Origin of the sequence: Pseudomonas sp. Nvir (assembly GCF_963778085.1) — a bacterium.
GTDB lineage: Bacteria > Pseudomonadota > Gammaproteobacteria > Pseudomonadales > Pseudomonadaceae > Aquipseudomonas > Aquipseudomonas juntendi.
This window is the reverse complement of sequence record NZ_OY970405.1, coordinates 1,460,715-1,487,419: the sequence shown is the minus strand read 5'-3', so window position 1 is coordinate 1,487,419 and position 26,705 is coordinate 1,460,715. Positions and strand designations below refer to the sequence as shown.

At 62.3% G+C, this 26,705-nt stretch carries 27 protein-coding genes and 1 pseudogene; 13 read left to right on the top strand and 15 right to left on the bottom strand.

Features of this window, described 5'->3' with window-relative positions; translation table 11 throughout:
• Positions 1–17 precede the first annotated feature (17 nt).
• From AACG97_RS07110 to aroC, 3 genes are all read right to left on the bottom strand, one after another.
• Positions 18–554 carry an oxidase gene (locus AACG97_RS07110; protein WP_054890615.1) on the bottom strand — a complete coding sequence of 179 codons (537 nt, stop codon included), beginning with the start codon at positions 552–554 and terminating at the stop codon, positions 18–20.
• On the bottom strand, positions 554–1,708 hold the full coding sequence (locus AACG97_RS07105; RefSeq protein ID WP_197886674.1) for an MFS transporter: 1,155 nt from the start codon (positions 1,706–1,708) through the stop codon (positions 554–556). Before AACG97_RS07105 ends, AACG97_RS07110 begins: the two co-directional genes overlap by 1 nt.
• A 465-nt stretch (positions 1,709–2,173) precedes the next feature.
• Positions 2,174–3,265: a chorismate synthase gene (aroC, locus tag AACG97_RS07100; protein ID WP_125855609.1), complete on the bottom strand. Its 1,092-nt coding sequence runs from the start codon at positions 3,263–3,265 to the stop codon at positions 2,174–2,176.
• A 210-nt stretch (positions 3,266–3,475) separates the two neighbouring features.
• Between aroC and AACG97_RS07095 the strand changes: the two genes are divergently transcribed.
• Positions 3,476–4,438 (top strand): alpha/beta hydrolase, encoded by a 963-nt coding sequence (locus tag AACG97_RS07095; protein ID WP_125920441.1) that lies wholly within the window; start codon positions 3,476–3,478, stop codon positions 4,436–4,438.
• Between the two features lie 64 nt (positions 4,439–4,502).
• Positions 4,503–5,285, top strand: coding sequence for a hypothetical protein (locus AACG97_RS07090; protein ID WP_197886628.1), 783 nt, complete (start codon positions 4,503–4,505; stop codon positions 5,283–5,285).
• A 90-nt stretch (positions 5,286–5,375) separates the two neighbouring features.
• On the opposite strand, the gene prmB is transcribed toward AACG97_RS07090, so the two are convergent.
• A complete protein-coding gene (prmB, locus tag AACG97_RS07085; protein ID WP_009683238.1) occupies positions 5,376–6,284 on the bottom strand; it encodes a 50S ribosomal protein L3 N(5)-glutamine methyltransferase in 909 nt (302 codons plus the stop codon).
• A 179-nt stretch (positions 6,285–6,463) separates the two neighbouring features.
• On the opposite strand from prmB, the gene AACG97_RS07080 reads away from it, so the two are divergent.
• The 5 genes from AACG97_RS07080 to AACG97_RS07060 all read left to right on the top strand — a co-directional run bounded on the left by AACG97_RS07080 (position 6,464) and on the right by AACG97_RS07060 (position 9,133).
• Positions 6,464–7,054, top strand: a complete 591-nt coding sequence (locus AACG97_RS07080; protein WP_009683237.1) for a cysteine hydrolase family protein — start codon at positions 6,464–6,466, stop codon at positions 7,052–7,054.
• Between the two features lie 85 nt (positions 7,055–7,139).
• Positions 7,140–7,460, top strand: a complete 321-nt coding sequence (locus AACG97_RS07075) for a hypothetical protein (RefSeq protein WP_009683236.1) — start codon at positions 7,140–7,142, stop codon at positions 7,458–7,460.
• 66 nt (positions 7,461–7,526) lie between these two features.
• A complete protein-coding gene (locus tag AACG97_RS07070) occupies positions 7,527–8,087 on the top strand; it encodes a Smr/MutS family protein (protein WP_009683235.1) in 561 nt (186 codons plus the stop codon).
• A gap of 69 nt (positions 8,088–8,156) precedes the next feature.
• Positions 8,157–8,702 carry a GTP cyclohydrolase I FolE gene (gene folE / locus AACG97_RS07065; RefSeq protein ID WP_009683234.1) on the top strand — a complete coding sequence of 182 codons (546 nt, stop codon included), beginning with the start codon at positions 8,157–8,159 and terminating at the stop codon, positions 8,700–8,702.
• 59 nt (positions 8,703–8,761) lie between these two features.
• Positions 8,762–9,133 carry a glutaredoxin gene (locus AACG97_RS07060; protein ID WP_009683233.1) on the top strand — a complete coding sequence of 124 codons (372 nt, stop codon included), beginning with the start codon at positions 8,762–8,764 and terminating at the stop codon, positions 9,131–9,133.
• Between the two features lie 455 nt (positions 9,134–9,588).
• On the opposite strand, the gene AACG97_RS07055 is transcribed toward AACG97_RS07060, so the two are convergent.
• Positions 9,589–10,191: a glutathione S-transferase family protein gene (locus tag AACG97_RS07055; RefSeq protein ID WP_054890623.1), complete on the bottom strand. Its 603-nt coding sequence runs from the start codon at positions 10,189–10,191 to the stop codon at positions 9,589–9,591.
• Positions 10,192–10,335: 144 nt separating this feature from the next.
• Between AACG97_RS07055 and AACG97_RS07050 the strand changes: the two genes are divergently transcribed.
• Positions 10,336–11,526: a benzoate/H(+) symporter BenE family transporter gene (locus AACG97_RS07050; protein WP_225785780.1), complete on the top strand. Its 1,191-nt coding sequence runs from the start codon at positions 10,336–10,338 to the stop codon at positions 11,524–11,526.
• A 394-nt stretch (positions 11,527–11,920) separates the two neighbouring features.
• On the opposite strand, the gene AACG97_RS27985 is transcribed toward AACG97_RS07050, so the two are convergent.
• From AACG97_RS27985 to AACG97_RS07040, 3 genes and pseudogenes are all read right to left on the bottom strand, one after another.
• Positions 11,921–12,625, bottom strand: coding sequence for a methyl-accepting chemotaxis protein (locus AACG97_RS27985; protein WP_370649535.1), 705 nt, complete (start codon positions 12,623–12,625; stop codon positions 11,921–11,923).
• A 204-nt stretch (positions 12,626–12,829) separates the two neighbouring features.
• Positions 12,830–13,309 (bottom strand): annotated as a pseudogene (locus AACG97_RS27980) (methyl-accepting chemotaxis protein); the annotation flags it as partial.
• A gap of 692 nt (positions 13,310–14,001) precedes the next feature.
• Positions 14,002–14,763, bottom strand: a complete 762-nt coding sequence (locus AACG97_RS07040; protein WP_144187841.1) for an SDR family oxidoreductase — start codon at positions 14,761–14,763, stop codon at positions 14,002–14,004.
• Between the two features lie 177 nt (positions 14,764–14,940).
• Here AACG97_RS07040 and AACG97_RS07035 point away from each other — a divergent pair, with 177 nt between their 5' ends.
• Positions 14,941–15,942 carry an NADP-dependent oxidoreductase gene (locus AACG97_RS07035; protein ID WP_225785782.1) on the top strand — a complete coding sequence of 334 codons (1,002 nt, stop codon included), beginning with the start codon at positions 14,941–14,943 and terminating at the stop codon, positions 15,940–15,942.
• A gap of 315 nt (positions 15,943–16,257) precedes the next feature.
• A complete protein-coding gene (locus tag AACG97_RS07030; RefSeq protein ID WP_029887676.1) occupies positions 16,258–17,148 on the top strand; it encodes a glycosyltransferase family 2 protein in 891 nt (296 codons plus the stop codon).
• Here AACG97_RS07030 and AACG97_RS07025 read toward each other — a convergent pair.
• Both AACG97_RS07025 and pyrF read right to left on the bottom strand, forming a co-directional pair.
• Positions 17,145–18,341, bottom strand: coding sequence for an O-antigen ligase family protein (locus AACG97_RS07025; protein ID WP_054890038.1), 1,197 nt, complete (start codon positions 18,339–18,341; stop codon positions 17,145–17,147). The two genes, AACG97_RS07030 and AACG97_RS07025, sit on opposite strands and share 4 nt — an antisense overlap.
• A 116-nt stretch (positions 18,342–18,457) precedes the next feature.
• On the bottom strand, positions 18,458–19,159 hold the full coding sequence (gene pyrF, locus AACG97_RS07020; RefSeq protein WP_009685949.1) for an orotidine-5'-phosphate decarboxylase: 702 nt from the start codon (positions 19,157–19,159) through the stop codon (positions 18,458–18,460).
• A gap of 182 nt (positions 19,160–19,341) precedes the next feature.
• On the opposite strand from pyrF, the gene AACG97_RS07015 reads away from it, so the two are divergent.
• Positions 19,342–19,509 (top strand): DUF2897 family protein, encoded by a 168-nt coding sequence (locus AACG97_RS07015; RefSeq protein WP_009685950.1) that lies wholly within the window; start codon positions 19,342–19,344, stop codon positions 19,507–19,509.
• A gap of 253 nt (positions 19,510–19,762) precedes the next feature.
• Here the strand turns inward: AACG97_RS07015 and AACG97_RS07010 are convergent, their stop codons facing one another.
• Positions 19,763–20,098, bottom strand: a complete 336-nt coding sequence (locus AACG97_RS07010) for a ComEA family DNA-binding protein (protein WP_225785784.1) — start codon at positions 20,096–20,098, stop codon at positions 19,763–19,765.
• Between the two features lie 737 nt (positions 20,099–20,835).
• Here AACG97_RS07010 and AACG97_RS07005 point away from each other — a divergent pair.
• Both AACG97_RS07005 and kdsA read left to right on the top strand, forming a co-directional pair.
• On the top strand, positions 20,836–21,111 hold the full coding sequence (locus AACG97_RS07005; RefSeq protein WP_009685953.1) for a DUF3077 domain-containing protein: 276 nt from the start codon (positions 20,836–20,838) through the stop codon (positions 21,109–21,111).
• Positions 21,112–21,415: 304 nt separating this feature from the next.
• A complete protein-coding gene (kdsA, locus tag AACG97_RS07000) occupies positions 21,416–22,258 on the top strand; it encodes a 3-deoxy-8-phosphooctulonate synthase (protein ID WP_009685954.1) in 843 nt (280 codons plus the stop codon).
• 47 nt (positions 22,259–22,305) lie between these two features.
• On the opposite strand, the gene AACG97_RS06995 is transcribed toward kdsA, so the two are convergent.
• The 4 genes from AACG97_RS06995 to AACG97_RS06980 all read right to left on the bottom strand — a co-directional run bounded on the left by AACG97_RS06995 (position 22,306) and on the right by AACG97_RS06980 (position 26,618).
• Entirely contained in the window at positions 22,306–22,533 is a 228-nt protein-coding gene (locus AACG97_RS06995; protein WP_225785785.1) for a CBS domain-containing protein, read from the bottom strand.
• Positions 22,534–24,540 carry a polysaccharide biosynthesis protein gene (locus tag AACG97_RS06990; RefSeq protein ID WP_225785786.1) on the bottom strand — a complete coding sequence of 669 codons (2,007 nt, stop codon included), beginning with the start codon at positions 24,538–24,540 and terminating at the stop codon, positions 22,534–22,536.
• Positions 24,541–24,645: 105 nt separating this feature from the next.
• Complete coding sequence (locus AACG97_RS06985) at positions 24,646–25,650, bottom strand: MraY family glycosyltransferase (protein ID WP_225785787.1); 1,005 nt, start codon at positions 25,648–25,650, stop codon at positions 24,646–24,648.
• Entirely contained in the window at positions 25,647–26,618 is a 972-nt protein-coding gene (locus AACG97_RS06980; protein WP_029885247.1) for a UDP-glucose 4-epimerase family protein, read from the bottom strand. The genes AACG97_RS06985 and AACG97_RS06980 overlap by 4 nt, the downstream gene beginning before the upstream one ends.
• Positions 26,619–26,705: the final 87 nt, after the last annotated feature.

Below are 26,705 nucleotides of genomic sequence, written 5' to 3'. Positions count from 1 at the left end.
AAAGTCCGGTGCAGGCATTACAACTCGTCAATGCCCAGAAATGCCCGCGCACTTAGATCCCCGGTAAACCTCGCCTGCGCACCCTGCTCGCTGCCATACAAACGCAAGGCCAGGCAGAACGGCGCCTCACCCAGCTCGACCCAGCGCCGCGTGCCAGCCGGCACGTGCAATTGATCCCCCTTCTCGCACAACACCGAATACACCCATTCGCCCACCCGCAGCCCCACTTGCGCGCGCCCGCTGATTACGGCGAAAACCTCGTCGGCGTCATGCACGTGTTCATCGCGCACATCAACCTGCGTCGGGTCCTGGCCGTCACGGTTGAGCAGTACGAATGCCTTGCTGCCCTGCGCGGTCATCAGCTGGTCCAGGTACGCACGGCACGCCGCCAAAACCTCGTCCTGCGCACTGCCCGGGCGCACCCGCACACCAGGTTCGGCATGCTCAAAATGCACCCCGTGTTCAGCCAGGGTTGCGGCGATGTCATCGTGGTGGGTCAACACCTTGTGCGGCAATGCCGGGCTGGCGGTGTGGAAAACGCTGAGAATACTCATCAGGGGCGGGTCCTGGTCGGTTGCGAACAAAGGCCAATGATAACGGCTGCAGCCAAGGCTGCGGCACTGGCCATACCAAAGGTGAAGCTGGGCCCCAGCAGTTTCCAGCTGTAACCCGAATACAACGCTCCCAACGCGCCGCCGGTACCCGACAGCGCGGCGTAGAAGGCTTGGCCCTGGCCCTGCTGGCGAGCGCCGAAGCTGGCCTGCACGAACGCGATGCTGGCGGCGTGGAAACAGCCGAACGTGGCCGCATGCAGCAGCTGGGCGAAAACCAGCACCGCCGGTTCGGCCGCCAAATTGCCCAACAGCAGCCAGCGCACGGCGGCCAGCAGGAAACTGGCCAGCAACACACGTTGCACGCTGAAACGGGCGAACAGGCGGCTCATGCCCATGAACATCAACACCTCGGCCACTACCCCCAGTGCCCACAGCAAACCGATGGCGCCACGGCTGTAGCCCAGGTGTTCCAGGTGCAGGGTAAGGAAGGTGTAGTACGGGCCGTGGCTGAGCTGCATCAGCGCCACGCAGGCATAGAAGGCGATCACCCCGGGCGCACGCAGTTGGCGCAGGAAGCCGCCGGCAGCGCTGCGCTCGCCCTGCTCCACCGGCTGGGCATTGGGCACCCACAGGCTGGCGGCGACGATACCGCCCATGATGATGACCAGCGCCAGCGGGTAGATGTCCAGGCTTAGCCATTCGAATACACGGCCCAACCCCACCACGGTGAGGATGAAGCCGATCGAGCCCCACAGGCGCACCTGGCTGTAGCGTACCGTTTGACCATGCAGGTGGGCCAGGGTGATGACCTCGAACTGCGGCAGTACCGCGTGCCAGAAGAACGCATGCAGGGCCATTACCAGCGCCAGCCAGGCGTAGCTTTTGCCGAAGAACACCAGGGAGAAGCTGGCCAGCGTGCACAGCGCACCCAGGCGCACGATCAGCAGGCGCTGACCACTGCGGTCGCCCAGCCAGCCCCACAGGTTGGGGGCAATGCAGCGCATCAGCATAGGGATGGCCACCAGCTCGCCAATGCGCGCCGGGCTAAAGCCCAGGTGGTCGAAGTACAGGGCCAGGAACGGCGCGGTGGAACCGAGCAGGGCGAAATAGAACAGGTAGAAGCTGGACAGGCGCCAGTAAGGGATGGGGTGCATGGGGTGGCCTTGTTGGGGGCCTGTAGCGGCCCTATCGCTGGCAAGCCAGCTCCCACAGGGATCGCATCAGGGCTGACGGGTGTTTGTCAGAAGATATGCAGCGCCTGTGAGAGCGAGCGCCGCCCGCGCGGCGCATCGCGAGCTGCGCTCGCTCCTACGTTTGTTTCGGGCCAATTATGCCTGTGGGATTTGTGCGCGAACACCTTGGCGCATACCTCAATATCGCGCCGTACAAACAAGGCGGTCGCGCGCACCCGGCACAGGGGTTACTGGCCCGAAACAAACGTAGGAGCGAGCGCAGCTCGCGATGCGCCGCGCGGGCGGCGCTCGATCTCACAGGCACTGAAGATACTGCGGCTACCCTTGCCAAAAACCATAGAATCTCCCACAGGTGGCCCACAATGTTCTGGTTTGTGGTGACCCTGTGGGAGCTGGCTTGCCAGCGATGGGGCCGGTGCAGGCTGATCAGCGCTGGCCCAGCACCGGGGTAGCCACCTGCACATCGGCATTTTGCGCACGGTGGCGCAGCAGGTGGTCCATCAGGGCAATGGCCATCATCGCTTCGGCGATCGGCGTGGCACGAATACCCACGCACGGGTCGTGGCGGCCCTTGGTGATCACCTCGACCGGGTTGCCATCCACGTCGATGGAACGCCCCGGGGTGGTGATGCTGGACGTCGGCTTCAGCGCCAGGTGGGCCACGATGGGCTGCCCCGAGGAAATGCCACCCAGAATGCCGCCGGCATTGTTGCTGAGGAAGCCCTCAGGGGTCAGCTCGTCACGGTGCTCGGTGCCCCGCTGGGCCACGCTGGCGAAACCGGCGCCGATTTCAACGCCCTTGACCGCGTTGATGCTCATCAGCGCGTGGGCCAGTTCGGCGTCGAGGCGGTCGAAAATCGGCTCGCCCAGGCCAGGCATCACGCCTTCGGCAACCACGGTGATCTTGGCGCCCACCGAATCCTGGTCACGGCGCAGTTGGTCCATGTACGCCTCCAGCTCCGGCACCTTGTCTGGGTCGGGGCTGAAGAAGGCATTCTGCTCCACCGATTCCCAGGTTTTGAACGGGATTTCGATCGGCCCCAGCTGGCTCATGTAGCCGCGCACGGTGATGCCCTGGCTGGCCAGGAACTTCTTGGCGATGGCACCGGCGGCCACGCGCATGGCGGTTTCGCGGGCCGAGCTGCGGCCGCCGCCGCGGTAATCGCGCAGGCCGTACTTGTGGTGGTAGGTGTAGTCGGCGTGGGCCGGGCGGAACAGGTCCTTGATAGCGGAGTAGTCCTTCGACTTCTGGTCGGTGTTGCGGATCAACAGCCCAATCGAGCAACCGGTGGTGCGCCCTTCGAATACGCCGGACAGAATCTCCACCTCGTCGGCTTCCTGGCGCTGAGTGGTGTGCCGGCTGGTGCCGGGCTTGCGCCGGTCCAGGTCGTGCTGCAGGTCGGCGAGGGAAATTTCCAGGCCCGGTGGGCACCCGTCGACAATGGCGACCAACGCCGGGCCGTGGCTTTCGCCAGCGGTGGTGACAGTGAACAGCTTGCCGTAGGTATTGCCGGACATGGACGCTCCGCGAGATCTGCCTGAAATGGACGAAAGCGGCAGTATACAGATGGTTTGATCGCCTGTGCTGGCCCTTTCGCGGGCACGCCCGCTCCCACAGATATCACCCTGTGGGAGCGGGCATGCCCGCGAAGAGGCCAAACCTGCCAAGCCCCCCAGAACCTTCCCCAAAACATTGGGTCAAACCCACATCTCCCCATGTAGTACCGCATGATGTCGCGCCTTGTCGCCTTGATCCTCTTGCTGTGTACCGGCCTGGCCCAGGCCGCCGCCCCCACCGTGCTGCAACGCCCCATCGACCTCGACACCGGCCAGGGCGTGCTGCACGGCAGTTTGCTGCTGCCGCAGCAAGCCACACCGCCGCCGGTGGTGCTGATCATTGCCGGCTCTGGCCCTACCGACCGAGACGGCAACAACCCGGCCTCGGGCAGGGTCGACAACCTCAAGCGCCTGGCCCTGCTGCTGGCCAACGAACACATTGCCAGCGTGCGCTACGACAAGCGTGGCGTGGCTGCCAGCCAGCCTGCCGCACCCGATGAGCGGGACTTGAGCGTGGAGCGCTATGTGGCCGACGTGGTCGCCTGGAGCCACAAGCTCAAGGCCGACCCGCGCTTTGGCCCGCTGATCCTGATCGGCCACAGTGAAGGTGCGCTGATTGCCAGCCTGGCCGCCGAACAGGCCGGGGCCAGCGCCGTGATTACCCTGGCCGGCAGCGGCCGGCCAATGGCCGACGTATTGCGCGAGCAGCTGGCCCAGCGCCTGCCGCCGGCGCAACTGGCCGGTGGCAGCGCCCTGCTCGACCGCCTGCAGGCCGGGCAAACCAGCCTGGACGTGCCTGCACCGCTGCGCCAGGTGTTCCGCCCTAGTGTGCAGCCCTACCTGATTACCCTGTTCCGGCAAAACCCCGCCGCCGCCTTCGCCCGCCTGCCGATGCCGGCGCTGATCGTGCAGGGGCGCAACGATGTGCAGGTGGACGTGGCCGACGCCGAACGGCTCAAGGCAGCCAAGCCGGATGCGCAGTTGGTGTTGATCGACGGCATGAACCACATGCTGCGTATCAGCCCCAAAGACATGAGCCAGCAACGCGACAGCTACCTCAACCCTGAGTTACCCCTGGCCCGCGAACTGGGTGAGCGAATCGTGACCTTCATCCAGCATTTGCCTTCGGCCTGAGGCAACGGCCTCAGGTCTGCGGCCTGCCTGCCGATACAGCAGGCATAGCCGAGGACCAGCCCCGATGACCATTGCCCCCGCCGCCGCAGAGCCGGCCGAAGAGCCCCAGGACAACCCCGCCCAGCCCTGGGCCGACCTGCCGGTCGAACACTTCCAGCTATTGCGCCTGGCCGCGCTGCCCACCGACCGCAGCACCGGCGCCCGGCCGCTGCGCTTTGTGCAGTTCGGCTATGCCGAGCGCCATGACAAGGCCCACAGCCTGCTGCGCATGGAGATCCAGTTGCCTGGGCAGAAGGTACACAAGGAACAGAACCGCCTGGACATACGCGTGGACCATGCCGAACGCCGGGTGCGTATCGGCAACGCCCAGGGCTTGCAGCTGGAGCCGGTCAACCGCGGCATCGGCCGCTTCCTGCTGGCCCAGGCCGCGCAGTGGTTGCAGCGCAAATGGTCGCATTACCAGGTCGAGGGCATGCCCCTGCCGAACAAAGACGCGCTGAACGAAGACTCACGCCTGCGCCGTGACCACTGCCTGCGTGGTGTGGGCATCGAGGTGGAGTACGAAGACGCCCAGCATCTGAAGGGCCGCACGGTGGAAATGCCTGTGGGGCAGTTGAAAGCAGCCTGGAGCAATGAACGGCTGCAACGGGTGGCTATCCTTGATGCGGCCAGCTTGCTGCAGCATGCAGACCAGCAGTTGCAGGAAAAAGACGCACAGCTGCGCGAGCGTGATGAGCGGGTGGCCAAGTACCAGCGTGAAGATGGCGGGCTGCGCTTTACCATTACGTGCCTGGTGGCGTTTGCGGTGTTTCAGGCGGGGCTGCTGATCTGGATCGCAACCCGTTAAGACCGCGTTGCCCGCCCCCACATGGATCGGTGATATACCTGTGGGAGCGGGCGTGCCCGCGAATGGGCTGCAAAGCAGCCCCGTTCGGAATCAGACGCGGCCCTTGAACAGCTCCTGGTGCTGGCGGCACTGCTCAGCGGTCAGCATGAACACCCCATGCCCGCCGCGCTCGAACTCCAGCCAGGCAAAGTCCACCTCGGGGTACAGCGCCTCCACATGCACTTGGCTGTTGCCCACTTCGACAATCAGCAAGCCTTTTTCGGTGAGGTGGTCGGCCGCTTCGGCCAGCATGCGCCGCACCAGGTCCAGCCCATCATTGCCACAGGCCAGGCCCAGCTCCGGCTCGTGGTGGTACTCGGCCGGCATGTCGTCGAAGTCTTCGGCGTCGACATACGGCGGGTTGGACAGGATCAGGTCGAAGCGCTGCCCCGGCAAGCCGGCAAAACCATCGCCCTGCACGGTGTACACACGGGCGTCCAGGCCATGGCGCTCGATGTTCTGGTTGGCCACTTCAAGGGCCTGGAACGACAGGTCGGCCAGCACCACTTCGGCCTCGGGGAACACGTCGGCGGCGACGATGCCGATGCAGCCCGAACCGGTGCACAGGTCCAGAATGCGTGCCGGCTCGTTGGCCAACCACGGCTCGAAGCGCTTTTCGATCAGCTCGCCAATGGGTGAGCGCGGCACCAGCACGCGCTCGTCGACGATGAACGACATGCCGCAGAACCAGGCCTCGCCCAACAGGTAGGCAGTTGGCACGCGCTCTTCGATACGGCGCTTGAGCAGGTGCTGCAGGCGCACCCGCTCGTCGTCTTCGAGCATGCAGTCCAGGTAGCTGTCGGCCACCTCCCATGGCAGGTGCACCGCACCCAGCACCAGCAGACGGGCTTCGTCCCAGGCATTGTCGGCACCATGGCCGAAGAACAGGTCATGCTCATGGAAGCGGCTGACTGCCCAGCGGATGTAGTCGCGCAGGGTGCGCAGGCGGGATGTGATCACGGGGTACTCCTAATTCAGAACGGACAAAAGTCTAACAGCCTGGGGCACAGATTTGTTCCATCGCAGCGTTGCCGGGCTAGCCACAGGCCAGTAACCATGCCACTTGCGTTGTCAACCATTCCCATTGGCGCCAATGCAGGGGAGAATAGGTGCACAAAAGCCCTACCAAGGAGCCCTTGATGTCCGTTCCAACCACGATGTTCCGCCTCACTGGCCGCGATTATCCGCCGGCCAAGCTGAGCCACGCCAGCCTGATCATCATCGATGCGCAAAAGGAGTACCTCAGTGGGCCCCTGCAGTTGTCGGGCATGGACGAGGCCGTGGCCAACATCGCCAGGTTGCTCGACGCCGCGCGCAAAAGCGGCCGTCCGATCATCCATGTTCGCCACCTGGGCACGGTGGGTGGCCGTTTCGACCCACAGGGGCCCGCTGGCCAGTTCATTCCAGGGCTGGAGCCGCTGGAGGGCGAAATCGTCATCGAAAAGCGCATGCCCAATGCCTTCAAGAACACCAAGCTGCACGAAACGCTGCAGGAGCTGGGGCACCTGGACCTGATCGTGTGCGGTTTCATGAGCCATTCCAGCGTCAGCACCACCGTGCGCCGCGCCAAAGACTATGGTTACCGGTGCACACTGGTAGAAGACGCTTCGGCGACCCGCGACCTGGCGTTCAAGGATGGGGTCATACCGGCCGCGCAGATTCACCAGTGCGAAATGGCCGTGATGGCCGACAACTTCGCTTGCGTGGCCCCAACCGCCAGCCTGATCTGAGGCCCTGGCACGACCGCCCGGCAGCCGGGCGGAACCCAAGGGGCGGCGGCAGGTCGAATTCCGGATATCCACAGAGGAGAGCGGAATGAAGCTCAAAGGCAGTTTCGACGCCAAGCGCCTGCGCCCGCGCCAACCGCGTAACTGGGGCGCCCGCCTGGCGGCCGGGCTGTCCGCCCTGCTGGCGACCCTGGGCGTACTGCTGGCCATGGCCGGCATCGCCGGCTTGCTCGGCAACTACCCTGCCCTGCAGGAACTCAACGCCAACAAGGCGTTGTCCAGCATCGTTACCGTGGCTGGTTTGCTGCTGCTGTGGCTGGGCGTGCGCTTGTGGCGGCGCAGCCGCATTCGCCTGCGGCGCGGGCGTGAGCTGAACCTGTCGCCGCACTTGATGAAGAAGCATGATTGAGGGTTTTGTATTGGCTGCATAAAGCCCCCACAGTCGCGTAAACTACGCCGCCCACGTGGAGGCACCATGCAAGACGACGATTTTTCCCTGTTCAAGGCCGAAGTGCGCGGCGTAAAGCCGATCCGCCACGACCGCGCCGAAGTCGGCAAGCCCAAGGCCGACCGCCAGCAGCTGGCCGGCCTGCGCCAGGCGGCGACCGTTCGCAGTGACAAGGCGCTGGTCATCGACGGTATGTCTGACCAGTTCGTGATCGACGTGGGCGCCGAAGACGAACTGATGTGGCGCCGCGACGGCGTGCAGGAAACCCAGCTGCGCAAGCTGAAACTGGGGCAGATCCCGTTCGAGGGCAGCCTCGACCTGCATGGCATGACCGTGGAGAAGGCCCGCGAAACCCTGTGGGCCTTCATCGCCGAAGCCACCAAGCTGGAAGTGCGCTGCGTGCGCGTGACCCATGGCAAGGCTGCGCGCCTGGACGGCAAGCGGCCGATGATCAAAAGCCACGTCAACACCTGGCTGCGCCAGCACCCGCAGGTGCTTGGCTTTGCCTCGTGCAGTGCCCGCCACGGCGGCACCGGTGCCGTGTATGTGATGCTCAAGCGAACCATGCTCGAAGGCCGCGACGAGTAACGCCGCGCTTGCAGCGCCGCGCGCGCCGCCGTAACCTTCGTTTTTGCGATTTTTTCCCAAGGTAGATCCATGTCCCTGGAACAGAACTACACCGAGATCCTCAGCCAGCTTGGCGAGGACGTCTCCCGCGAGGGCCTGCTCGACACGCCCAAGCGGGCTGCAAAGGCGATGAAGTACCTTTGCCGCGGTTATGAGCAAACACTGGAAGAAGTGACCAACAACGCGTTGTTCAGCTCTGACAACAGCGAAATGGTACTGGTCCGGGACATCGAGCTGTATTCGATGTGCGAACACCACATGCTGCCGTTCATCGGCAAGGCGCACGTGGCCTACCTGCCCAAAGGCAAGGTGCTGGGCCTGTCGAAGGTCGCGCGCATCGTCGACATGTTCGCCCGCCGCCTGCAAATTCAGGAAAACCTCAGCCGCCAGGTGGCCGAGGCCATCCTGCAGGTTACCGGTGCCGCCGGCGTGGCCGTGGTGATCGAAGCCAAGCACATGTGCATGATGATGCGCGGTGTGGAAAAACAGAACTCGACCATGATCACCTCGGTGATGCTGGGCGAATTCCGCGACAACGCCGCCACCCGCAGCGAGTTCCTCAGCCTGATCAAGTAATTGGCTGCAGACCCCGAGCCGACCCTTGCTGGTCGGCTTTTGCATTTCAGGAGTTGCCCATGATCGTCAAAGCCCTGCGGGTTGGCCTCGGCCAAGTCATCGTGTTTGCAGACTGGATCAGCCGCCCGGCCAAGCGCAAGCGCGACGCCGCCGCCCAGGCCCGCGTCGACCAGGCGGCCAAGGGCCTGGCGCTGTACCAGTTCCATGCCTGCCCGTTCTGCGTCAAGACCCGCCGCACCCTTCACCGCCTTAACGTACCGGTGGCGCTGCGTGATGCCAAGAACGACTCGGCGCACCGCCAGGCCCTGCAAGAAGGTGGCGGCCGGGTGAAAGTGCCGTGCCTGCGCATTGAAGAAGCGGGCAAGGTGACCTGGATGTATGAGTCCAAGGCCATCATTGCCTACCTGGATGAGCGGTTTGCCTCGGCCTGACAGGTTTCAGCTTTCCTGTACTGGCCCTATCGCCGGCAAGCCAGCTCCCACAGGGATCGCCTTAGGGCTGACAGGTGTTTGCCACAAGGTATGGCAGCGCCTGTTAGAGCGAGCGCCGCCCGCGCGGCGCAATCGCGAGCTGCGCTCGCTCCTACGTTTGTTTCGGGCCAATTATTCCTGTGGGATTCGCGCGCGAACGCCTTGGTGCATGCCTCAATATCGCGCCGTACAAACAAGGCGGCCGCGCGCGCCTGTCACAGGCGTTACTGGCCCGAAACAAACGTAGGAGCGAGCGCAGCTCGCGATTGCGCCGCGCGGGCGGCGCTCGATCTCACAGGCGCTGAAGATGCTCCGGCTACCCTTGCCAGGAACCATAGAATCTCCCACACAACAATACCTAACATATTGATTGTGGGAGCTGGCTTGCCGGCGATAGGGCCGGTACAGGTTAGCGGTCAACCTACCATCGGCACATGCCCTGGGTGGCTGGCAACCCGCGCCAGCCAGGCGCGAACGGCAGGGTAATCGGCCAGGTCGAACCCGCCCTGATGGGCCACATGGGTGTAGGCATACAACGCCACATCGGCAATCGAATACTGCTCACCGACCAGGTACGGGGTCATCTGCAGCTGGCGTTCCATCACCTTCAAGGCCTTGTAGCCGCCCTTGTGCAGCTTTTTGTATTCCTCCATACGCTCATCTGGCAGCCCCAGGTAAAACTGGATGAAACGCGCCACGGCAATGTACGGCTCGTGGCTGTACTGCTCGAAGAACTGCCACTGCAACACCTGGGTGCGCAGGCGCGGCTCGCTGGGCAGGAATGTACTGCCATCGGCCAGGAAATTGAGAATGGCGTTGGACTCCCACAGGTAAGTGCCGTCTTCCAGCTCCAGCACCGGCACCTTGCCATTGGGGTTCATCGCCAGAAACGCCGGCGTTTCGGTCTCGCCCTTGAGAATGTCCACCGGGTGCCATTCGTACGGCCGGCCCAGCAGGCTCAACATCAACTTGACCTTGTAGCAGTTACCCGACTGGTAGTCGCCATAAACCTTGTACATCGCCCCTCCCTGCAAAGCAGTTTTGCAATTGCGCCCAATAGTTGGCGACTGTACGGCTAAAAGCAATGGCCGCTGTATGGCAAGGATCCACCTTGCTGGCTGTAGTCTGAAAAAACTGCTTACACCTTTACAAGGACTTTGTTCATGACCAATGCCACTTCCGCACGCCTGCGGCCCCTGGCAGACAGCGCCCCGTCGGCGGTGGTCGCCGGCTTCATCGCCATGCTCACCGGTTATACCAGCTCGCTGGTGCTGATGTTCCAGGCCGGCCAGGCGGCCGGGCTGACCACTGCGCAGATCTCGTCGTGGATTTGGGCGCTGTCGATTGGCATGGCGGTGTGCAGTATCGGCCTGTCATTGCGCTACCGCACCCCCATCACCATTGCCTGGTCCACCCCCGGCGCAGCGCTGCTGATCACCAGCCTGGGCGGGGTCAGCTACGGCGAGGCCATTGGCGCCTACATCACCTGTGCGGTGCTGGTGCTGGTGTGCGGGCTGACCGGCAGCTTCGAGCGCCTGGTCAAACGCATTCCGGCGTCGCTGGCTTCGGCGTTGCTGGCGGGCATCCTGTTCAAGATCGGCAGCGAAATTTTCGTGGCGGCGCAGCACCGTACCCTGCTGGTGTTGGGCATGTTCTTCAGCTACCTGCTGGTCAAGCGGCTGTCGCCGCGCTACTGCGTGCTGGCGGCCTTGCTGGTGGGTACCGCACTGTCGGGCGCGCTGGGCCTGCTGGACTTCAGCGGCTTCCACCTGGAAGTGGCCAAGCCGGTGTGGACCACGCCGAGCTTCTCGCTGGCCGCCACCATCAGCATCGGCATTCCGCTGTTCGTGGTGGCCATGACTTCGCAGAACATGCCTGGCGTGGCCGTGCTGCGCGCCGACGGCTACCAGATACCGGCCTCGCCACTGATCTCGGCTACCGGTTTTGCCTCGCTGCTGCTGGCGCCGTTTGGCTCGCACGGGGTCAACCTGGCGGCGATCAGCGCGGCCATCTGCACTGGGCCGCATGCCCATGAAGACCCCAGCAAACGCTACACCGCAGCGGTGTGGTGCGGGATTTTCTACGGCATCGCCGGGGTGTTCGGGGCGACCCTGGCAGCGCTGTTTGCCGCGTTGCCGAAAGAGCTGGTGCTGTCGATTGCGGCGCTGGCGCTGTTTGGCTCGATCATGAACGGGCTGACGGTTGCCATGAGCGAAGCGCGCGAGCGTGAGGCGGCAGTGATTACCTTCATGGTGACGGCGTCGGGGCTGACCCTGTTCTCGATCGGGTCGGCGTTCTGGGGGATTGTGGCGGGGGTTTTGGCCCTGGTGATTCTTAACCCGCGCAAGGCCTGAGGGTTATTGATGCCTGTACCGGCCCTATCGCTGGCAAGCCAGCTCCCACGGGGATCGCATCAGGGCTGACAGGTGTTTGCCACAAGGTATGCAGCGCCTGTTAGAGCGAGCGCCGCCCGCGCGGCGCATCGCGAGCTGCGCTCGCTCCTACGTTTGTTTCGGGCCAATTATTCCTGTGGGATTTGCGCGCGAACGCCTTGGCGCATGCCTCAAAATCGCGTCGTACGAACAAGGCGGCCGCGCGCGCCTGTCACAAGCGTTACTGGCCCGAAACAAACGTAGGAGCGAGCGCAGCTCGCGATGCGCCGCGCGGGCGGCGCTCGATCTCACAGGCGCTGAAGATGCTACGGCGAGCACCTGGCAACCCTGATGCCATCGCCAGAAACCACCTGGGCTACAACCTGAAATGCCCCACCATCCCCTTCAGATCGGTGCCCAACTGCGCCAGCTCCACACTTGACCGGGCATTGTCCTGCATGGCCAAGGCCGCCTGGTCGGCACTGCCGCGGATCTGTGTGACGCTGCGGCTGATCTCTTCGGCAACCGAACTCTGCTGCTCGGCTGCAGCGGCGATCTGCTGGTTCATCTGCTGAATCAACGACACTGCCGCGGCAATGCTGCCCAGCGCACTTTCGGTGTGCAACGCGTCAGCCACCGCCATACGCACCAGTTCGGCACTGCCGCGGATCTGCGCCACCGACTGCTGCGCATTGCCGCGCAAGCTGGCCACCAGGGTCTCGATCTGCTCGGTGGACTGGCGGGTACGCTTGGCCAGCGCCCGCACCTCATCGGCCACCACGGCAAAACCGCGCCCCTGCTCACCGGCCCGGGCAGCTTCGATGGCGGCGTTCAGCGCCAGCAGGTTGGTTTGCTCGGCCACGCTCTTGATCACTTCCAGCACATCGCCAATGGTATGGATTTCGGCACTGAGGCTGTCGATGCCGGCACTGGCGGTTTCCGCCGCGGCGGCCAGCTGTTCGATGCGCTGCATGCTCTGGCGCACCACCTGCTGGCCCGAGCCGACCTTGGCGTCTGCCGACTCGGCCGCCTGGGCTGCTTCTTCGGCGTTGCGCGCCACATCGTGCACGGTGGCGGTCATCTGTTGCATGGCGGTGGCGACCTGTTCGGTTTCCTCTTTCTGGCTGCCCACCTCACGGTTGGTCTGTTCGGTCACCGCCGACAGCGCCTGGGCACTGCCTGCCAGTTGCTCGATGCCCTGCTGCAAGCCACTGACAATACCGGCCAGCCCCGCGGCCATCTGCTGCATGGCCTGCATCAACTGCCCCACTTCGTCACGCCGCGGCGCCTGGGCATCGAACGCCAGCTCGCCCGCAGCAATGCGCTGGGCGCGGGCGATCACATGCTTGAGCGGGCCGACCACCGCGCGGGTAATCAACCAGGCCGCCAGCACGCCGGCCAACAGCGCCAGCACCGTGGCCAGGCCAATGGCCAGGGCATTGCGCTGCAGCTCGCCCTGCAGTGCCTGCTCCTGCGCCAGGTAGGCCTGGTCGACGCGCCCGGTGACCTGCTCGGCACTGGCCTGCAACTGGTCCTTCAACCCTTGTTCACGGGCCAACTCGTCGGTGTATTCGTTGAGCTTTTCCGAGAAGCTGCCGATGTGCCCCGCCACTTCGCCCAGCACGCTCTGGTAACCGGCATCGGCGATGGCGCCCTGCAGCTGGCCGACCAGGCTGGCCGCCTCGACGGTTTGGGCAATGCGCTCTTTACTGACACCCTCTTCGCCCTTGCGGCTTTGCTCCAGGCGCACCCGCGCTTCGTCCATGGCCTGCAGCATCAGCCGCGACACCTGTGCCACCTGCCCGGCTTGCTCGAGAAACTCGCCGCCCTGCTGGCCTTGGGACTGCTTGAGGGTGTACACGCCATCGTCGGCCAGGCCGGCCTGCAGCACATCCAGGTTATTGGCCACGCTGGACACCGACCAGCTGGCCATGTCCAGCGCCAGCTCCTTGGCCTGCACCGCCTGCACGAAGGCCTCGAATGCCTGGCCGTAGGCCGCCAGGTCGGAATCTGCCGCCGTCAGCGCCGGCAGGGTACTGGCGCGCTCGGCCAGGCCCTTGAGGCCGCTGCGCAGCGCCTCGGCCTGTTTCAGGTCGGAACGCAGGGCAAATGCCTGTTCGTGCTGGCGCAAGCGCAGCAGGTCGGTATTGAACTGGGCCAGCTGGCGCAAGCTGTCGAAGCGCTGACCCACGCTGTATAACGCCGCAACGCCAATGGCCGCGACCGCCAGCGTCAGCAGCAGCACCAGGGCAAAGCCCAGCCCCAGTTTACGGGCCATGCCCAGGTTGGCCAGCACACCATGCTTGCTCGCGCCCATTGCCCATTCCCCTTGTGCTTGCGAGGTTAACCCGAAGGCCAAGGTTGGCAACGTTGCCTGCTGCTGAACAAGGGCCTGACGTCAGAATAGTGTCAAATAGCTATGTCTTGTCGCTTTTAGCTGCGCTGAAGTCGGTTTCATCAGATCGCTGTCGCCCCACCGTCCACGGTCAGGCAATGGCCAGTGGTGAACGCCGCGCCGTCGCTGCACAAGTAAAGCACCGCACTGGCAATTTCCTCCACCTTGCCAATGCGCCCGACCGGGTGCATGGCCGCGGCGAATTCAGCCTTGCGCGGGTCAGCTTCATAGGCGCGGCGGAACATGTCGGTGTCGATCACCGCCGGGCACACCGCGTTCACGCGGATGCCCTTCTTGGCGTACTCGATGGCCGCCGACTTGGTCAGGCCGATGACCGCATGCTTGCTGGCACTGTAGATGCTCATCTTCGGCGCCGCGCCCAGCCCTGCCACCGAAGCGGTATTCACGATCACCCCGCCGCCCTGGGCTAGCAGCAACGGCAGCTGGTACTTCATGCACAACCACACCCCCTTCACGTTCACGCCCATGATGGCGTCGAACTCGGCCTCGCTGCCGTCGGCCAGGCGATGCTGCTCGATCTCGATACCGGCGTTGTTGAAGGCGTAGTCGAGCCGGCCATAGGCAGCTATCAGCTCGTCGTGCAACTGACGCACCGATGCGTCACGGGTTACGTCGCAGGCAATGAACAGCGCCTGGCCCCCCGCTGCCTGGACAAGCGCTACGGTGGCTTCACCGCCGACCGTGTCGCGGTCGGCCACTACCACCTTCAAACCCTGCTGGGCGAACGCCAGGGCGGTTGCCCGGCCAATGCCGGCCGCCGCGCCGGTAACCAGGGCTACCTGGCCAGAAAAGGTCATGCTCATCGCGCGCTCCTGTGACGGTATGGTGGGGTTCAGAGCATAGTCAGGCGTTGTCTGGCGGGGCAGCATCATCACATGAGCATTTGGGCTGCCATGCTTGTCAGTGATATTAAGGACCTGTCTTCATCAACAGGGTAGATTGAAGCCCTGTTTCCCTCCACTGCCTACAAGGACCCCGTCATGAGCCAAACCAACCGCCGCTTCCTGCTCGCCAAACGCCCGGTGGGTGTCGTGCGCCGAGACGACTTCAGCTACGAGACCATACCTGCCGAGCAACCCGGCGAAGGCCAGGTGCTGGTGCGCAACCTGTACCTGTCGCTGGACCCCGCCATGCGCGGCTGGATGAACGAAGGCAAGTCCTACATTCCGCCCGTGGCCCTGGGCCAGGTGATGCGCGCGCTGGGCGTGGGCGAGGTGGTGGCCTCCAACCACCCGGACTTCAAGCCCGGCGACCATGTAAGCGGCGCGCTGGGCGTGCAGGACTACTTCACCGGCGAGCCCCAGGGCCTGCACAAAATCGACCCCAACCTGGCGCCGCTGCCACGCTACCTGTCGGCGCTGGGCATGACCGGCATGACCGCCTACTTCGCCCTGCTGGAAGTGGGCCAGCCCAAGGCTGGCGACACCGTGGTGATTTCCGGCGCGGCCGGCGCGGTGGGCAGCATTGTCGGGCAGATTGCCAAAGTGAAGGGTTGCCGCGTGGTGGGCATTGCTGGCGGCGCCGAGAAGTGCCAGTACCTGAAGGACGAACTGGGCTTTGACGGGGTGATCGACTACAAGGCCGAAGACGTGCTGGCCGGTTTGAAACGCGAATGCCCGAAAGGCGTGGACGTGTACTTCGACAACGTGGGCGGCGAGATTCTGGACGCCGTGTTGACGCGCATCAACTTCAAGGCGCGCATCGTGATTTGCGGCGCCATCAGCCAGTACAACAACAAGGAAGCGGTGAAGGGCCCGGCCAACTACCTGGCATTGCTGGTGAACCGCGCGCGCATGGAAGGCTTTGTGGTGATGGACCACACCAAGGAGTACGGCAAGGCCGCACAGGAAATTGCCGGGTGGCTGGCAAACGGGCAGGTGAAAAGCAAGGAAGATGTGGTGGAGGGGCTGGAGACCTTCCCAGAGACCTTGCTGAAGCTGTTCAACGGTGAGAATTTCGGCAAGTTGGTGCTGAAGGTTTAACCCTACCCGAATGCGCAGCCCCCGGAAGTTGCGGCCTGGCTTCACGCCGGGCTGCGCAGCACAGCCCCCCCTCATTCCCGCACGCTCAGCAGGCGCCCGTGGCCCTGCTGGCGCCGCGAATTGCAGCCCCCATCGGCGTACCGGATTCACAGGTTGACCTTGCCTGTCAGATACCTGCCGTATCCCTTCGTTGCCCCTTCATTTAGAATGGGTAAAGCCTGAGCAAGACATTGGATTACCATCACTTCAGGCCTGGGCAAACAGGCAGTCTGCACCTAAGCGTCAGACAAAACGGATCAACGCTAGGGGTTTGAAATGTGTTCTGAGAATCACGCCGTTACTGACAATCCGTTGGTGACAGTGATCATCGCGTCTTACAACCATGCGCGCTACATCGAAGCCAGCATCATGAGCGTCATCAACCAGACCTACAGGAATATCGAGCTTCTGGTGATCGATGACGGTTCCAAGGACGACAGCCCCGCATTGCTCACGCGTTTGCAGCAGCAGCACGGTTTCTACCTACGCCTGCAGGCCAACCAGGGCCTGGCACGCACCCTCAACGATGCGATCGCGCAAGCCAAGGGCGACCTGATAGTGCCTTTTGGCTCTGACGACATCATGCTTGCGCACCGTATCGCCACCCAGGTGGCGTATATGCAGGGCAAGCCCGAGGTGGGAATTTGCTCAGCCAACATCGAAACCATCGACCAGGACGGCAAGGTGATGGGTGCCCGTGAGCAGCGCAACCGCAACCTGCCCTTCCGCCGCCTGGACTTCGACGACTTGTTCCTCGACCGCAAGCCAGGGCCCATGGCAGCCACTTTGATGCTGCGCCGTGAGGCCCTGGAAAAGGTAGGTGGCTTCAACCCGGATATCCGCCTGGAAGACGTTTACATCGAGTTGTCGATTGCTCGGGCCGGTTATTACATCGACGTGTTGGGTGAAGTACTGGCGCAGTACCGTGACCACCCTACCAATACCTTCAAGAACGGCCGCTTCATGGTTGATAACGTACTGCGAACCTTTGCAGTGTTCAGCGACCACCCGCAGTACGAGCAGGTTTGCATGAAATTCCGCAACTCCATGCTATTGAAGTACGCCAACCGGGACAAAGCGCTGAGCCGGGAAATGCTTGCGCAAATCCCGCTCAGGTACTGGAACCGCAAGACCCTGCGCGGGCTGTGGCGGTTGCTCTGGTCTTAAGTAACGCGGCCGCGCTGCCAATGGATCAGTGACTGCCCGTAGACCAGCGCCAACGGAATCCAGATCAGAAACCAATGCTCTTTCGGGCGTGACATGAATGCACTGCCTTCAGTCAGGCCCGAGACAAAGCCGAAGATCAGCCAGGTGGCAGCCAGCGTTACACCAGGGTGCTTGCGATAATTCCAGCAGAAGTACATGGCCAGGCTGTAGATCGTCATCCACAGCACCAAGCCCACCACCCCGCCTGAATACAGCACGCCCAACTCGATGTTATGGGGGTCGGCAAGCGTTTGCGCGAGGCCCGGAATAATCACGGTCATGGGCGTGTCGTAACCATGCCCCAGCCACGGATGCTCGCCAATCTGGCGCAGCGCCTCCAGCCAAATGGCCGGGCGATAGGACAAGCCCCGCTGCGTGATGGCCTCCGGGTAGACCAGCACCATGCCCAGCAGCGCGATCAACACCGCAGCCAGCGCCAACAGCCCGCGTTTACGGTCGCCGACAATAATCAGCCACGCCAATGCCGCGCCCAGGCCCATCAAAGGTGTCCGTGAACCTGTGGCTACTACCGTGGCGCCCAGGATCGCCAGCCACACCAGCGACATCGGGTCGAGCACGCGTTTTGCCTGGAACCAGTACGCCAGCCATACGGCTGTGAAAGCGCCCAGCACATGAGCGGTTAGTAGAGGGTTGTACAGGGCCCCGTAACCTTCCAGCCGGCTGGCACCCGCTGGCCGTTGGTAAAGCAGGAAATAGCCGAGGTACAGGGCCGCCGCTATCCCTACCAGAGTTGCAGCGATGCGCACGCACTGCTGGAGATGGGCCGGGGCATGCAGGCTGATCATGCCCGCCGATAGCAGCACCATGGCGATGTACAACGGCCTTTTCAGCAAGCTCCCTGCGGAGTTGGCCGAGTCGGACCATGCAATGCTCAACATGGTGTACGCACAAAACACCAGGAATGCGATGAATAAAGGATTGCCGGCCAGCTTTTTCAGCATTGCCGGCTGCAATAGCAGCGCCACCAAGGTTGGCACTGCCAGCAGGATATAGAACAGCTTGTGGTAGAGAGAACGTTCCCCCACCCAGAACATGCCCGTGAGCATGACCAGCCAACCCAAAGGGAGAACATAGCTGTTGACCTTCCTTCCCCAGCGCTGGGCCGGGGATTCGACTAATACATCGGCTGACATTGACGTTCTCGACAAGAGTGGGGAACTCACGGGCTGCTTACTCGATGTGACCGTAACACAGGCATGTGAACAGAGCGCCTAACGCGCAAGGCTTTGGCCCAACGATGGCTCGGCACTCAGTTGCGAATTTCGGCAACAACGGCTGACAGCGCCTGGCCAGGGTTTGCCGCTTGGCTGATGGGCCGGCCGATCACCAGGTAATCCGAGCCGGCATCCAGCGCTTGGCGCGGGGTGAGGATGCGGCGCTGGTCATCCTGCGCGCTACCCGCCGGGCGAATACCCGGGGTCACCAACTGCAGCGCGGGGTGCGCCGCCTTCAAGGCCGGGGCCTCCAGCGCCGAGCAAACCAGCCCGTCCATGCCCGCTTTCTGCGCCAATGCCGCCAGTCGCAATACCTGCTCTTGCGGGTCTACATCCAGGCCGATGTCGGCCAGGTCTTCACGTTCCATGCTGGTCAGCACGGTCACGCCAATCAGCAACGGCTGCGGGCCGCTGCGCTTGGCCAGTTCTTCGCGGCAGGCCGCCATCATGCGCAGGCCACCGGAGCAATGCACGTTGACCATCCACACCCCCATTTCGGCCGCTGCCTTTACCGCCATGGCCGTGGTGTTGGGGATGTCGTGGAACTTGAGGTCGAGGAACACTTCGAAGCCCTTGGCGCACAGGGTTTCAACAATGCCGGAAGCGCTGCTGGTGAACAGCTCTTTGCCCACCTTTACCCGGCACAGCGCAGGGTCAAGCTGGTCAGCCAGCTTCAGGGCGGCATCACGGGTCGGGAAATCCAGGGCGACGATCAGGGGCGTCTGGCAGGCGGACATGGCAGGGTCTCTTGGCAAGTCGAAAACGGCGCGCATTGTAAACGAAGTGGCGCGGGCTTTGGGGCCCGCAGGTCACGGAATTGGCCCGGCACGGGCCGGCACCTATAATTGAACCAACGGAACGGGTAATTGCTCAAACTTTACACACGCGTTGCCCATGGCCCGATCAAAGGAGAACGACAATGCCCTGGTATGCCTGGCTGATCCTCATCATAGCCCTTGGCTCCATCGTCGGCGGGTTGATGATGTTGCGCGACACGGCCAAGAAACTGCCGCTTACCGATGAGCAACTGCGCAAGGTGCATGAGCGCAACGCCGAGGCAGATGCCAAGGATGCGCGGGATCGCTGAAATGCCCCGCCGTTGCCCGGGGCGCGAGGATTGTTTTTACGGCCACTTATAAATGGGGCTGGGGGGTAGTGCCTGGTAGTTAAGCGTTACAGGGGCTGCTTTGCAGCCCTTCGCGGGCACGCCCGCTCCCACACGTTGAGGTGCTGAACTCAAGAAATGCCCGATCCCCTGTTGGAGCGGGCGTGCCCGCGAAGGGTCGCAAAGCGGCCCCAAATTACTTAACTGACTGGCACGACCCCTGCCCCTCCTGCAGTTACTCCACCATCACCTTATCCCGGTTGCGCTCCAGCAGGGCATTGCCTATCCCCTTGATCTCCAGCAACTCATCCACCGAGGCAAACGGCCCATTCGCTTCGCGGTAGGCCACAATAGCCTCGGCCTTGGCCTTGCCAATGCCATTCAGCTCCTTCTGTAGTGTGAGGGCATCGGCCTTGTTCAGGTCCAGCCGTTGCGGCTGCTGCACCTGCTGCTGGCTGACTATCGGCACCGGTTCGGCAACCGCTGCCGTATTGGCCGAGGCGGCACTGAGGGAAAAGGACAGGCTGGCGAACAGCGGCAGCAGCAGGTACGACAGAACGTTGTTACGCATGGTGAACACTCCTTGGGTTGGTCTTTTACAGCAGCCGGTTTCCTTCGGCTGTGCCAACAACCCTAGCGACTAACCCGGAAGCAAAACACCCACGCCCAGCAGCGAATGGTTACCAGATCCGTCAACAAGCCTATCAACCTCGCCGACCCTCAAACCGAGTTCACAGCCCCCCTTTGGCGTCGTCCTCACTGAGGCATGGCCCTGCCGACCGACGTGTGGGCAAATGCCTAAATCTCCGCAAGCGCCTGCCCACCCTTAGCCGGCTGTTTTCCCACAAGGCACGCCGCACAATGCCCCAAGAACCGGAAGCCTGACCTTGCCACTGTTGTCGGTGGAGGTGGAATGGGACGCCGCCTTACAAGACATCGACCTTGCCCTGGCCTTCGATCCCGATGGGACCAGTCAATCTGTCGAAATCAATTATGTCAGACTTTCCTGAAACGCTTCCCCGCCTCTTCAGCTTTGGACAACAAGCGAACTATCCTACGCTCCGGTCAGAAGCAGCTGAATAGCCGGGGAAATGCCCCAGGGATAACTTCACCGGGTCGCCGATTTGGTGACCGGGTGTGAGAACCCGACGCGAGTTATCTGGCTTGACTGTAATGGCAGTCGTACGCGGGCAGACTACGGTCTGGCCGGGCTTTGTAGCTCCCTCGGTTTCTCACCCCGTGTACGACTGCCACCCTGATCCGTGAGAAAGATCCGCGTGGCGGTTCCACTTTTCAGGAGCTACAGCCATGAAAAACCACGACCAAGCCCCCATCCTCACCGCAGGCATCGAAACCTTCCTCGAAGCCGGCAACCCCACCCTGGACCTGCTGCGCGTGCAGCCCGGCGTTCCGGTAGACGATGCGTATGAGCATGTCTCCGTGCTACTAGGCTACTGCAAGCACCTGGTACGCGAAGGCGACATGGAAGATGACCACAAGATGCTGGGCGCAGCGGATTACCTACTGGCCCTGGCCAAGGCCCTGATGAACGACATCGAAATTGCCAAGAACAAACGCCACTAAAAGCACTGGCACCAGGCAATCCAAACCCAGTGATCGGGTCGCGGTAACGGGACAAGCCCGTCCACCGTCCACACCACCGGAGGTGCGGTTTTCCGCACCCGGCGGTTGGACACCAGGCAAATGCGGCGATACCCCCGACCGAAATTGAATGCATACCAGCCGGCCAAAAGCTCCCCTATCCGCTCATGCTCAAAGAGCGGCTGAAAGATTGTAGAATCCCCCCGTCCGCAGTTAGCAAGGGCATGCTGACTACAATTCACTTGCCATGTCCCAATGGCTGCCCTTTGGGCCTATCGAGTAAAAAATGATCAAGATCAACTCCACCATCGAATGCTCCAACTCGGCTCCTTTTGTGCTGTTCGGCGGCATCAATGTTCTCGAGTCTGAAGACCTGGCGCTGACCGCCTGTGCCGAATACGTGCGCGTCACACAGAAGCTGGGCATCCCGTATGTGTTCAAAGCCAGCTTTGATAAAGCGAACCGCTCATCGATCCACTCCTACCGTGGCCCCGGCATGGAGGAAGGGCTGCGGATCTTCGAAAAGGTGAAGGCCGAGTTCGGCGTACCGATCATCACCGACGTTCATGAAATCTACCAGGCGGCCCCGGTCGCGGAAGTGGTCGATGTACTGCAGCTGCCGGCTTTCCTCGCCCGCCAGACAGACCTGGTGGTCGCCCTTGCCAAAACCGGCAAGCCAGTGAATATCAAAAAGCCGCAATTCCTTAGCCCGTCGCAAATGCAGAACATCGTGCACAAGTTCAAGGAAGCGGGTAATGACCAGCTGATCTTGTGTGACAGGGGCACTTGCATGGGCTACGACAACCTGGTCGTGGACATGCTTGGCTTCGGCGTCATGAAACGCACCTGCGAAGACCTGCCGATCATCTTTGACGTCACCCATGCCCTGCAAAACCGTGACCCATCCGGCGCGGCTTCCGGGGGCAGGCGTGAGCAGGTGGTAGAGCTGGCGCGTGCGGGAATGGGCGTGGGCCTGGCCGGCCTGTTCCTGGAAGCCCACCCTAACCCTGATCAAGCCAAGTGTGACGGCCCCAGCGCCCTGCCACTGGACAAGCTGGAACCCTTCCTGGCGCAAATCAAGGCGCTTGATGACCTGGTCAAGTCGTTCCCGCCGTTGACCATTGCTTAAGCTGCGATGATGAGCTGGGCCGCTTCTGCGTCAGAAGCGGCCATGTATCAAGACCCAGGATTGCCGTCGAAAATGTCAACAACACCGACAATCGCGCCGCCGGAGTCCACCACCATCAAGGCACGGATCTTGTTTTCCAGCATGTAGGCTTCAGCGACCGACACGCGGCAATCTGCCGCGATGGTATAAGGGTTCAACTTCATGGTTTCGATAACGGTGGAGTGAATGACCTGGTTACCCTTCAGCAAAGCACGGCGCAGGCCGAAAAGCAGCAATCAGCTTTTTTGTTGTTGCTGGTAGATCCAGTCGACAATCTCACCTGATGGCGCGTAGCCGTTGACCAATTCCCTCAGTAATTGACGAATACGAGCAAAGTCATCCACGGCCACGGCATTGAGCAATGCACCCAAACGGTCACGCAAAAGATCCCAGCTTACGTAGTCTTCATTCGCAACCATGATCATGGGGTGAACCGTAGGAGAAACGTCGTCACCGATCAACAGCTCTTCAAACAGTTTCTCCCCCGGGCGCAACCCTGTGAACTCAATTGCGATATCGCCGCTGGGGTTCGCTGGACTACGCACGCTAAGGCCCGACAGGTGAATCATTTTTTCGGCCAGCTCCACGATTTTCACCGGCTCGCCCATGTCGAGAACGAAGACGTCCCCGCCTTGGCCCATAGCCCCGGCCTGCACGACCAATTGGGCAGCTTCGGGGATAGTCATGAAATAGCGGGTGATTTTTGGGTGCGTAACCGTAATCGGGCCACCGCTTTTGATCTGCTTGTGAAACAACGGTATCACCGAGCCAGAGGAGCCCAGTACGTTGCCAAACCGCACCATGGTGAAGCGGGTTTTATTGACCCGCGCAACCTTGCTGCTGTCACCGTACAACACGGGAGCCGTCTCGCGGCTGAGGGCCTGTAAAATCAACTCCGACAGCCGCTTGGTGCCGCCCATTACATTGGTAGGCCGTACTGCCTTGTCGGTGGAGATGAGCACAAAGTTCGCGACGCCTGACTGCAGAGCCGCTTGCGCCGTACAGAGCGTGCCATAGACATTATTCAGAATGCCCTCGGCCATGTTGTGCTCAACCATCGGCACATGCTTGTAAGCGGCCGCATGATAGACAGTGGCTACACGCCAGGTCGCCATCACATCTGCCAGATGTTGCTGATTACGCACTGAGCCCAGAATGGGCAATAGCCTCACCGAAAGCGATTCGCGTGCAATGCGCTGCTCCAATTCGGTAAGAATCGCGTACAGGTTGTACTCACTGTGATCGAACAGCAGCAAGGTAGTAGGCCCGAGCCCGATGATCTGGCGGCAAAGCTCAGAGCCTATGGAGCCCCCTGCCCCGGTAACCAGGACCGTTTGCTTGTGAATACAGCGTTCGAGCAGATCTTCCTGGGCTGGCACTGGGTCCCGCCCAAGCAGGTCGGCAATGTCGACATCCTGAATGTCATCTACCTTGACCCGGCCACTGGCCAAGTCGGCAAAGGCCGGCACACTGCGCACATGCAGCGGGTAGGGCTCAAGCAGGGCCAGTATCTCCTTGCGCCGGGCGCGCGACACGGAAGGCAGGGCCAACAGGATCTCTTGCGCTCCGGTTTCCTTGATCATCTGCTGCAGATGCTTCGGTTTGTAGACCTGCAAGCCGGAAATAACCCGATTGGCCAGATCGCCATCGTCATCGATGAACGCCACCGGACGCATTACACGGCCCATGCGCAGTGCTGCAAGCAACTGGTTGCCGGCCGTGCCAGCGCCGTAGATAGCCACCTTGACCAAGCCGTCATCGCGGCTGGCGAACGGTATCTGATGGGCGCCGGTAAACCAGTCACCCATGAAATACTGGCGCATGACCAGGCGCAACCCGCCAATGATCACCATGCTCAACCACCAATAGTTGAATACGATGGACCGAGGGACGAGAACCTGGTGGTTGCTGTACCAATACACAACCACGGCCAAAATCAGCGATGACAGGGTGACTGCCTTGATGATGGCGACCAAGGCGTCATTACCGAAATAACGCATTACCGCCCGGTACATGCCAAAGCGAATGAACAGCGGAATGGCCACCACCGGTGCAGCCATGAACAACCAGCGATGCTCGACTATAGGGTTGTACATCTCGTCGATGCCAAGGCGCACGATGAACGACAACCACAGTGCTAGCCAGATCAACACCACGTCGGCGCACACTTGCACCAGGCGTTTTTGCCGCCTGGAAAGATTGACGAGGTATTCACGCACCCTGCTGTTCATCGCTGCGCTCATCTGGCATGCCTCAGCGCAAACAGGCTGCGAATGACTGCCGGCGGCGTTTCAGGGGCCAGGCGCAGGGTAGGTTCACCTGCTGGATGCCTTGGGAGCTTGCTCATCCTATTCTTTTTCCCCTGCTTTATAGATTAACGCCAACACTATCAGAGGTACGTAGGCCACCAAGGTTCCCAGTGCACCATCGAGCTGAAATACCACGACCACCATAGCAATGGGTAACAGCCAACCCAGGTTGATGGCCGCCACGGCCAAGGTGACTGTGCGGTGGCTGCCGTGGTGGCGGGTCGCGTACTGGTAAGCATGGCTGCGATGCGCTTGGTAAACCTTGTCGCCGCGCAGCAAACGCCGAACCAAGGTAAATGTGGCATCCACCACGAACACACCCAAAAGTATTAACCACCCCCAGAATAATAGCGGGTTTACCCAACCTGCCAGTAACGCCAGCAGGCCCAGCACCATACCGAGGAAACCACTGCCCGCATCACCCATGAAGATGCGGGCGGGGGGGAAATTCCAGCACAGGAAGCCGGCCACCGTCGCAGCCAGCAACAGGGGTAGCCAGGCGTGATGAGCATGATCGGTTACCCAGTACAACAGGCTGGCCCCCACGCAAACGCAGATGGCCTCGACACTGGCGAGGCCGTCGATACCATCCATGAAGTTATAGAGGTTCAGCAGCCATACCAGGTACAGCGCGCCGAATAGGCTGCTCAGCCACAAGGGGGCCAGCGTAAAGCCAAACACACTGATGGGCGGCATGCCCCCCAGCCAAGCGAGGCCCCAGGCCGCAGCCGCAAAATGGCCCAACAGGCGCCAGCGCGCAGCGATATGCCCGTGGTCGTCCATGAAACCGATCACCGCCACCAGCCCCCCGGCGCCCAGCACCCCGACCACCACGGAGGGTGCGATAGGCCCTGCAATAGCCATAGAAAGTGCTGCCAGCAGAAAAGCCACCACAAAGCTCAAGCCGCCGCCGCGCGGGGTAGGCAGTGTGTGTGAGCTACGTGCATTGGGAATGTCCATCAGGCTACGGGACAGCGCATAACGCCGCAGCGCTGCCGTCATCCACCATGCTGCCACGCCTGCCGCGAAAACGAGCCAGATCATGGGCGGCGCGCTTCCAGCAAAGATTGAGCGGTCATTTTCAGTCCTTGTTCCAACGTGTAGGGAGGGTACCAGCCGAGCAACTGCCGGTTCTTGGCAATATCCACCTGCAGTGAGCCGAGCAGGCGCTGGGCGAGGTCCCGCCGCCCCACCAACTGCGCTGCGCCATGCAACACCCCCACCGGCACAGGTAGCAAGCGCGCCGGCTGCCCCAGCACGCGACCTAGGGCATGCAGCAGTTGGCTGAGGGAAGCGTCTTCCCCGTCACTGGCCATGAAGGTCTGGTTGGCGGCGTTTGGATGGTCAATGCAGGTAATGATCAGGTCGACCAGGTTGGCCACCGACACCAGGCTGCGACGGTTGTCGACCTTTGCGAATGGCAGTGGCACACCACGCTGCACCCAACGCATCATGCTATGGAAATTGGCCTTGACCCCCGGCCCGTAGACCAGCGTAGGGCGAATCACAACCACCTGCATCGCGGTAGTCGCTGCCAGCTGGCGCAACCCCTGCTCTGCTTCGAGCTTGGACAGCCCATAGGCATCCCGCGGTGCCGGCACATCATCAGCATGCAGCGGCTTGCCTGGCTGGCTGAGCTCACCATTGACCTTGACCGAGCTGATGAAGATAAAGCGCCTTACACCTGCGGCAGCGGCCTGGCGGGCCAGATTGAGCGTGCCCTCGACATTGACCCGACGGAACTCGGCCAGGCTGTCGCTGGCAGTTTCCTTCATGACATGCACCCGGGCAGCGGCATGCACCACAGTATCGACACCGGCCAGTGCTGCAGCCCAGTCGGTGCTGGCGGCGAGGTCAGCGATGCGCACCGCTTGCGCACCCGCAACGGGCGCCTGGCCATTGCCACGCAGTGCGGCTCGGGTATCGAAGCCCACGTTACTGGCCAGCTGACGGCATAGCGCGCTGCCGATGAAGCCGCTTGCACCTGTAACGAGTATCGTGCGTTTTTCCATATAGCTCTGTCTCGAGTCAACGGGGCGCAGGTTTGAACGGAAATTGCCAGGGCGCAACCACTGCCCGACCCACCACCGGGCAACGCG

Coding starts and splice junctions, on each gene's coding strand:
- AACG97_RS07005 (WP_009685953.1), top strand. CDS start 20,836: ATGAAAAACCACGACCAAGCCCCCATCCTCACCGCAGGCATCGAAACC.
- AACG97_RS07105 (WP_197886674.1), bottom strand. CDS start 1,708: ATGCACCCCATCCCTTACTGGCGCCTGTCCAGCTTCTACCTGTTCTAT.
- folE (WP_009683234.1), top strand. CDS start 8,157: ATGTCCCTGGAACAGAACTACACCGAGATCCTCAGCCAGCTTGGCGAG.
- AACG97_RS07040 (WP_144187841.1), bottom strand. CDS start 14,763: ATGAGCATGACCTTTTCTGGCCAGGTAGCCCTGGTTACCGGCGCGGCG.
- AACG97_RS07080 (WP_009683237.1), top strand. CDS start 6,464: ATGTCCGTTCCAACCACGATGTTCCGCCTCACTGGCCGCGATTATCCG.
- AACG97_RS07030 (WP_029887676.1), top strand. CDS start 16,258: ATGTGTTCTGAGAATCACGCCGTTACTGACAATCCGTTGGTGACAGTG.
- kdsA (WP_009685954.1), top strand. CDS start 21,416: ATGATCAAGATCAACTCCACCATCGAATGCTCCAACTCGGCTCCTTTT.
- AACG97_RS07025 (WP_054890038.1), bottom strand. CDS start 18,341: ATGTCAGCCGATGTATTAGTCGAATCCCCGGCCCAGCGCTGGGGAAGG.
- AACG97_RS07035 (WP_225785782.1), top strand. CDS start 14,941: ATGAGCCAAACCAACCGCCGCTTCCTGCTCGCCAAACGCCCGGTGGGT.
- AACG97_RS07090 (WP_197886628.1), top strand. CDS start 4,503: ATGACCATTGCCCCCGCCGCCGCAGAGCCGGCCGAAGAGCCCCAGGAC.
- AACG97_RS07095 (WP_125920441.1), top strand. CDS start 3,476: ATGATGTCGCGCCTTGTCGCCTTGATCCTCTTGCTGTGTACCGGCCTG.
- AACG97_RS07050 (WP_225785780.1), top strand. CDS start 10,336: ATGACCAATGCCACTTCCGCACGCCTGCGGCCCCTGGCAGACAGCGCC.
- AACG97_RS07010 (WP_225785784.1), bottom strand. CDS start 20,098: ATGCGTAACAACGTTCTGTCGTACCTGCTGCTGCCGCTGTTCGCCAGC.
- AACG97_RS07055 (WP_054890623.1), bottom strand. CDS start 10,191: ATGTACAAGGTTTATGGCGACTACCAGTCGGGTAACTGCTACAAGGTC.
- AACG97_RS07075 (WP_009683236.1), top strand. CDS start 7,140: ATGAAGCTCAAAGGCAGTTTCGACGCCAAGCGCCTGCGCCCGCGCCAA.
- AACG97_RS06980 (WP_029885247.1), bottom strand. CDS start 26,618: ATGGAAAAACGCACGATACTCGTTACAGGTGCAAGCGGCTTCATCGGC.
- aroC (WP_125855609.1), bottom strand. CDS start 3,265: ATGTCCGGCAATACCTACGGCAAGCTGTTCACTGTCACCACCGCTGGC.
- AACG97_RS07060 (WP_009683233.1), top strand. CDS start 8,762: ATGATCGTCAAAGCCCTGCGGGTTGGCCTCGGCCAAGTCATCGTGTTT.
- AACG97_RS06990 (WP_225785786.1), bottom strand. CDS start 24,540: ATGAGCGCAGCGATGAACAGCAGGGTGCGTGAATACCTCGTCAATCTT.
- AACG97_RS07015 (WP_009685950.1), top strand. CDS start 19,342: ATGCCCTGGTATGCCTGGCTGATCCTCATCATAGCCCTTGGCTCCATC.
- AACG97_RS06985 (WP_225785787.1), bottom strand. CDS start 25,650: ATGATCTGGCTCGTTTTCGCGGCAGGCGTGGCAGCATGGTGGATGACG.
- pyrF (WP_009685949.1), bottom strand. CDS start 19,159: ATGTCCGCCTGCCAGACGCCCCTGATCGTCGCCCTGGATTTCCCGACC.
- AACG97_RS27985 (WP_370649535.1), bottom strand. CDS start 12,625: ATGACCGCCACCGTGCACGATGTGGCGCGCAACGCCGAAGAAGCAGCC.
- AACG97_RS07070 (WP_009683235.1), top strand. CDS start 7,527: ATGCAAGACGACGATTTTTCCCTGTTCAAGGCCGAAGTGCGCGGCGTA.
- AACG97_RS07110 (WP_054890615.1), bottom strand. CDS start 554: ATGAGTATTCTCAGCGTTTTCCACACCGCCAGCCCGGCATTGCCGCAC.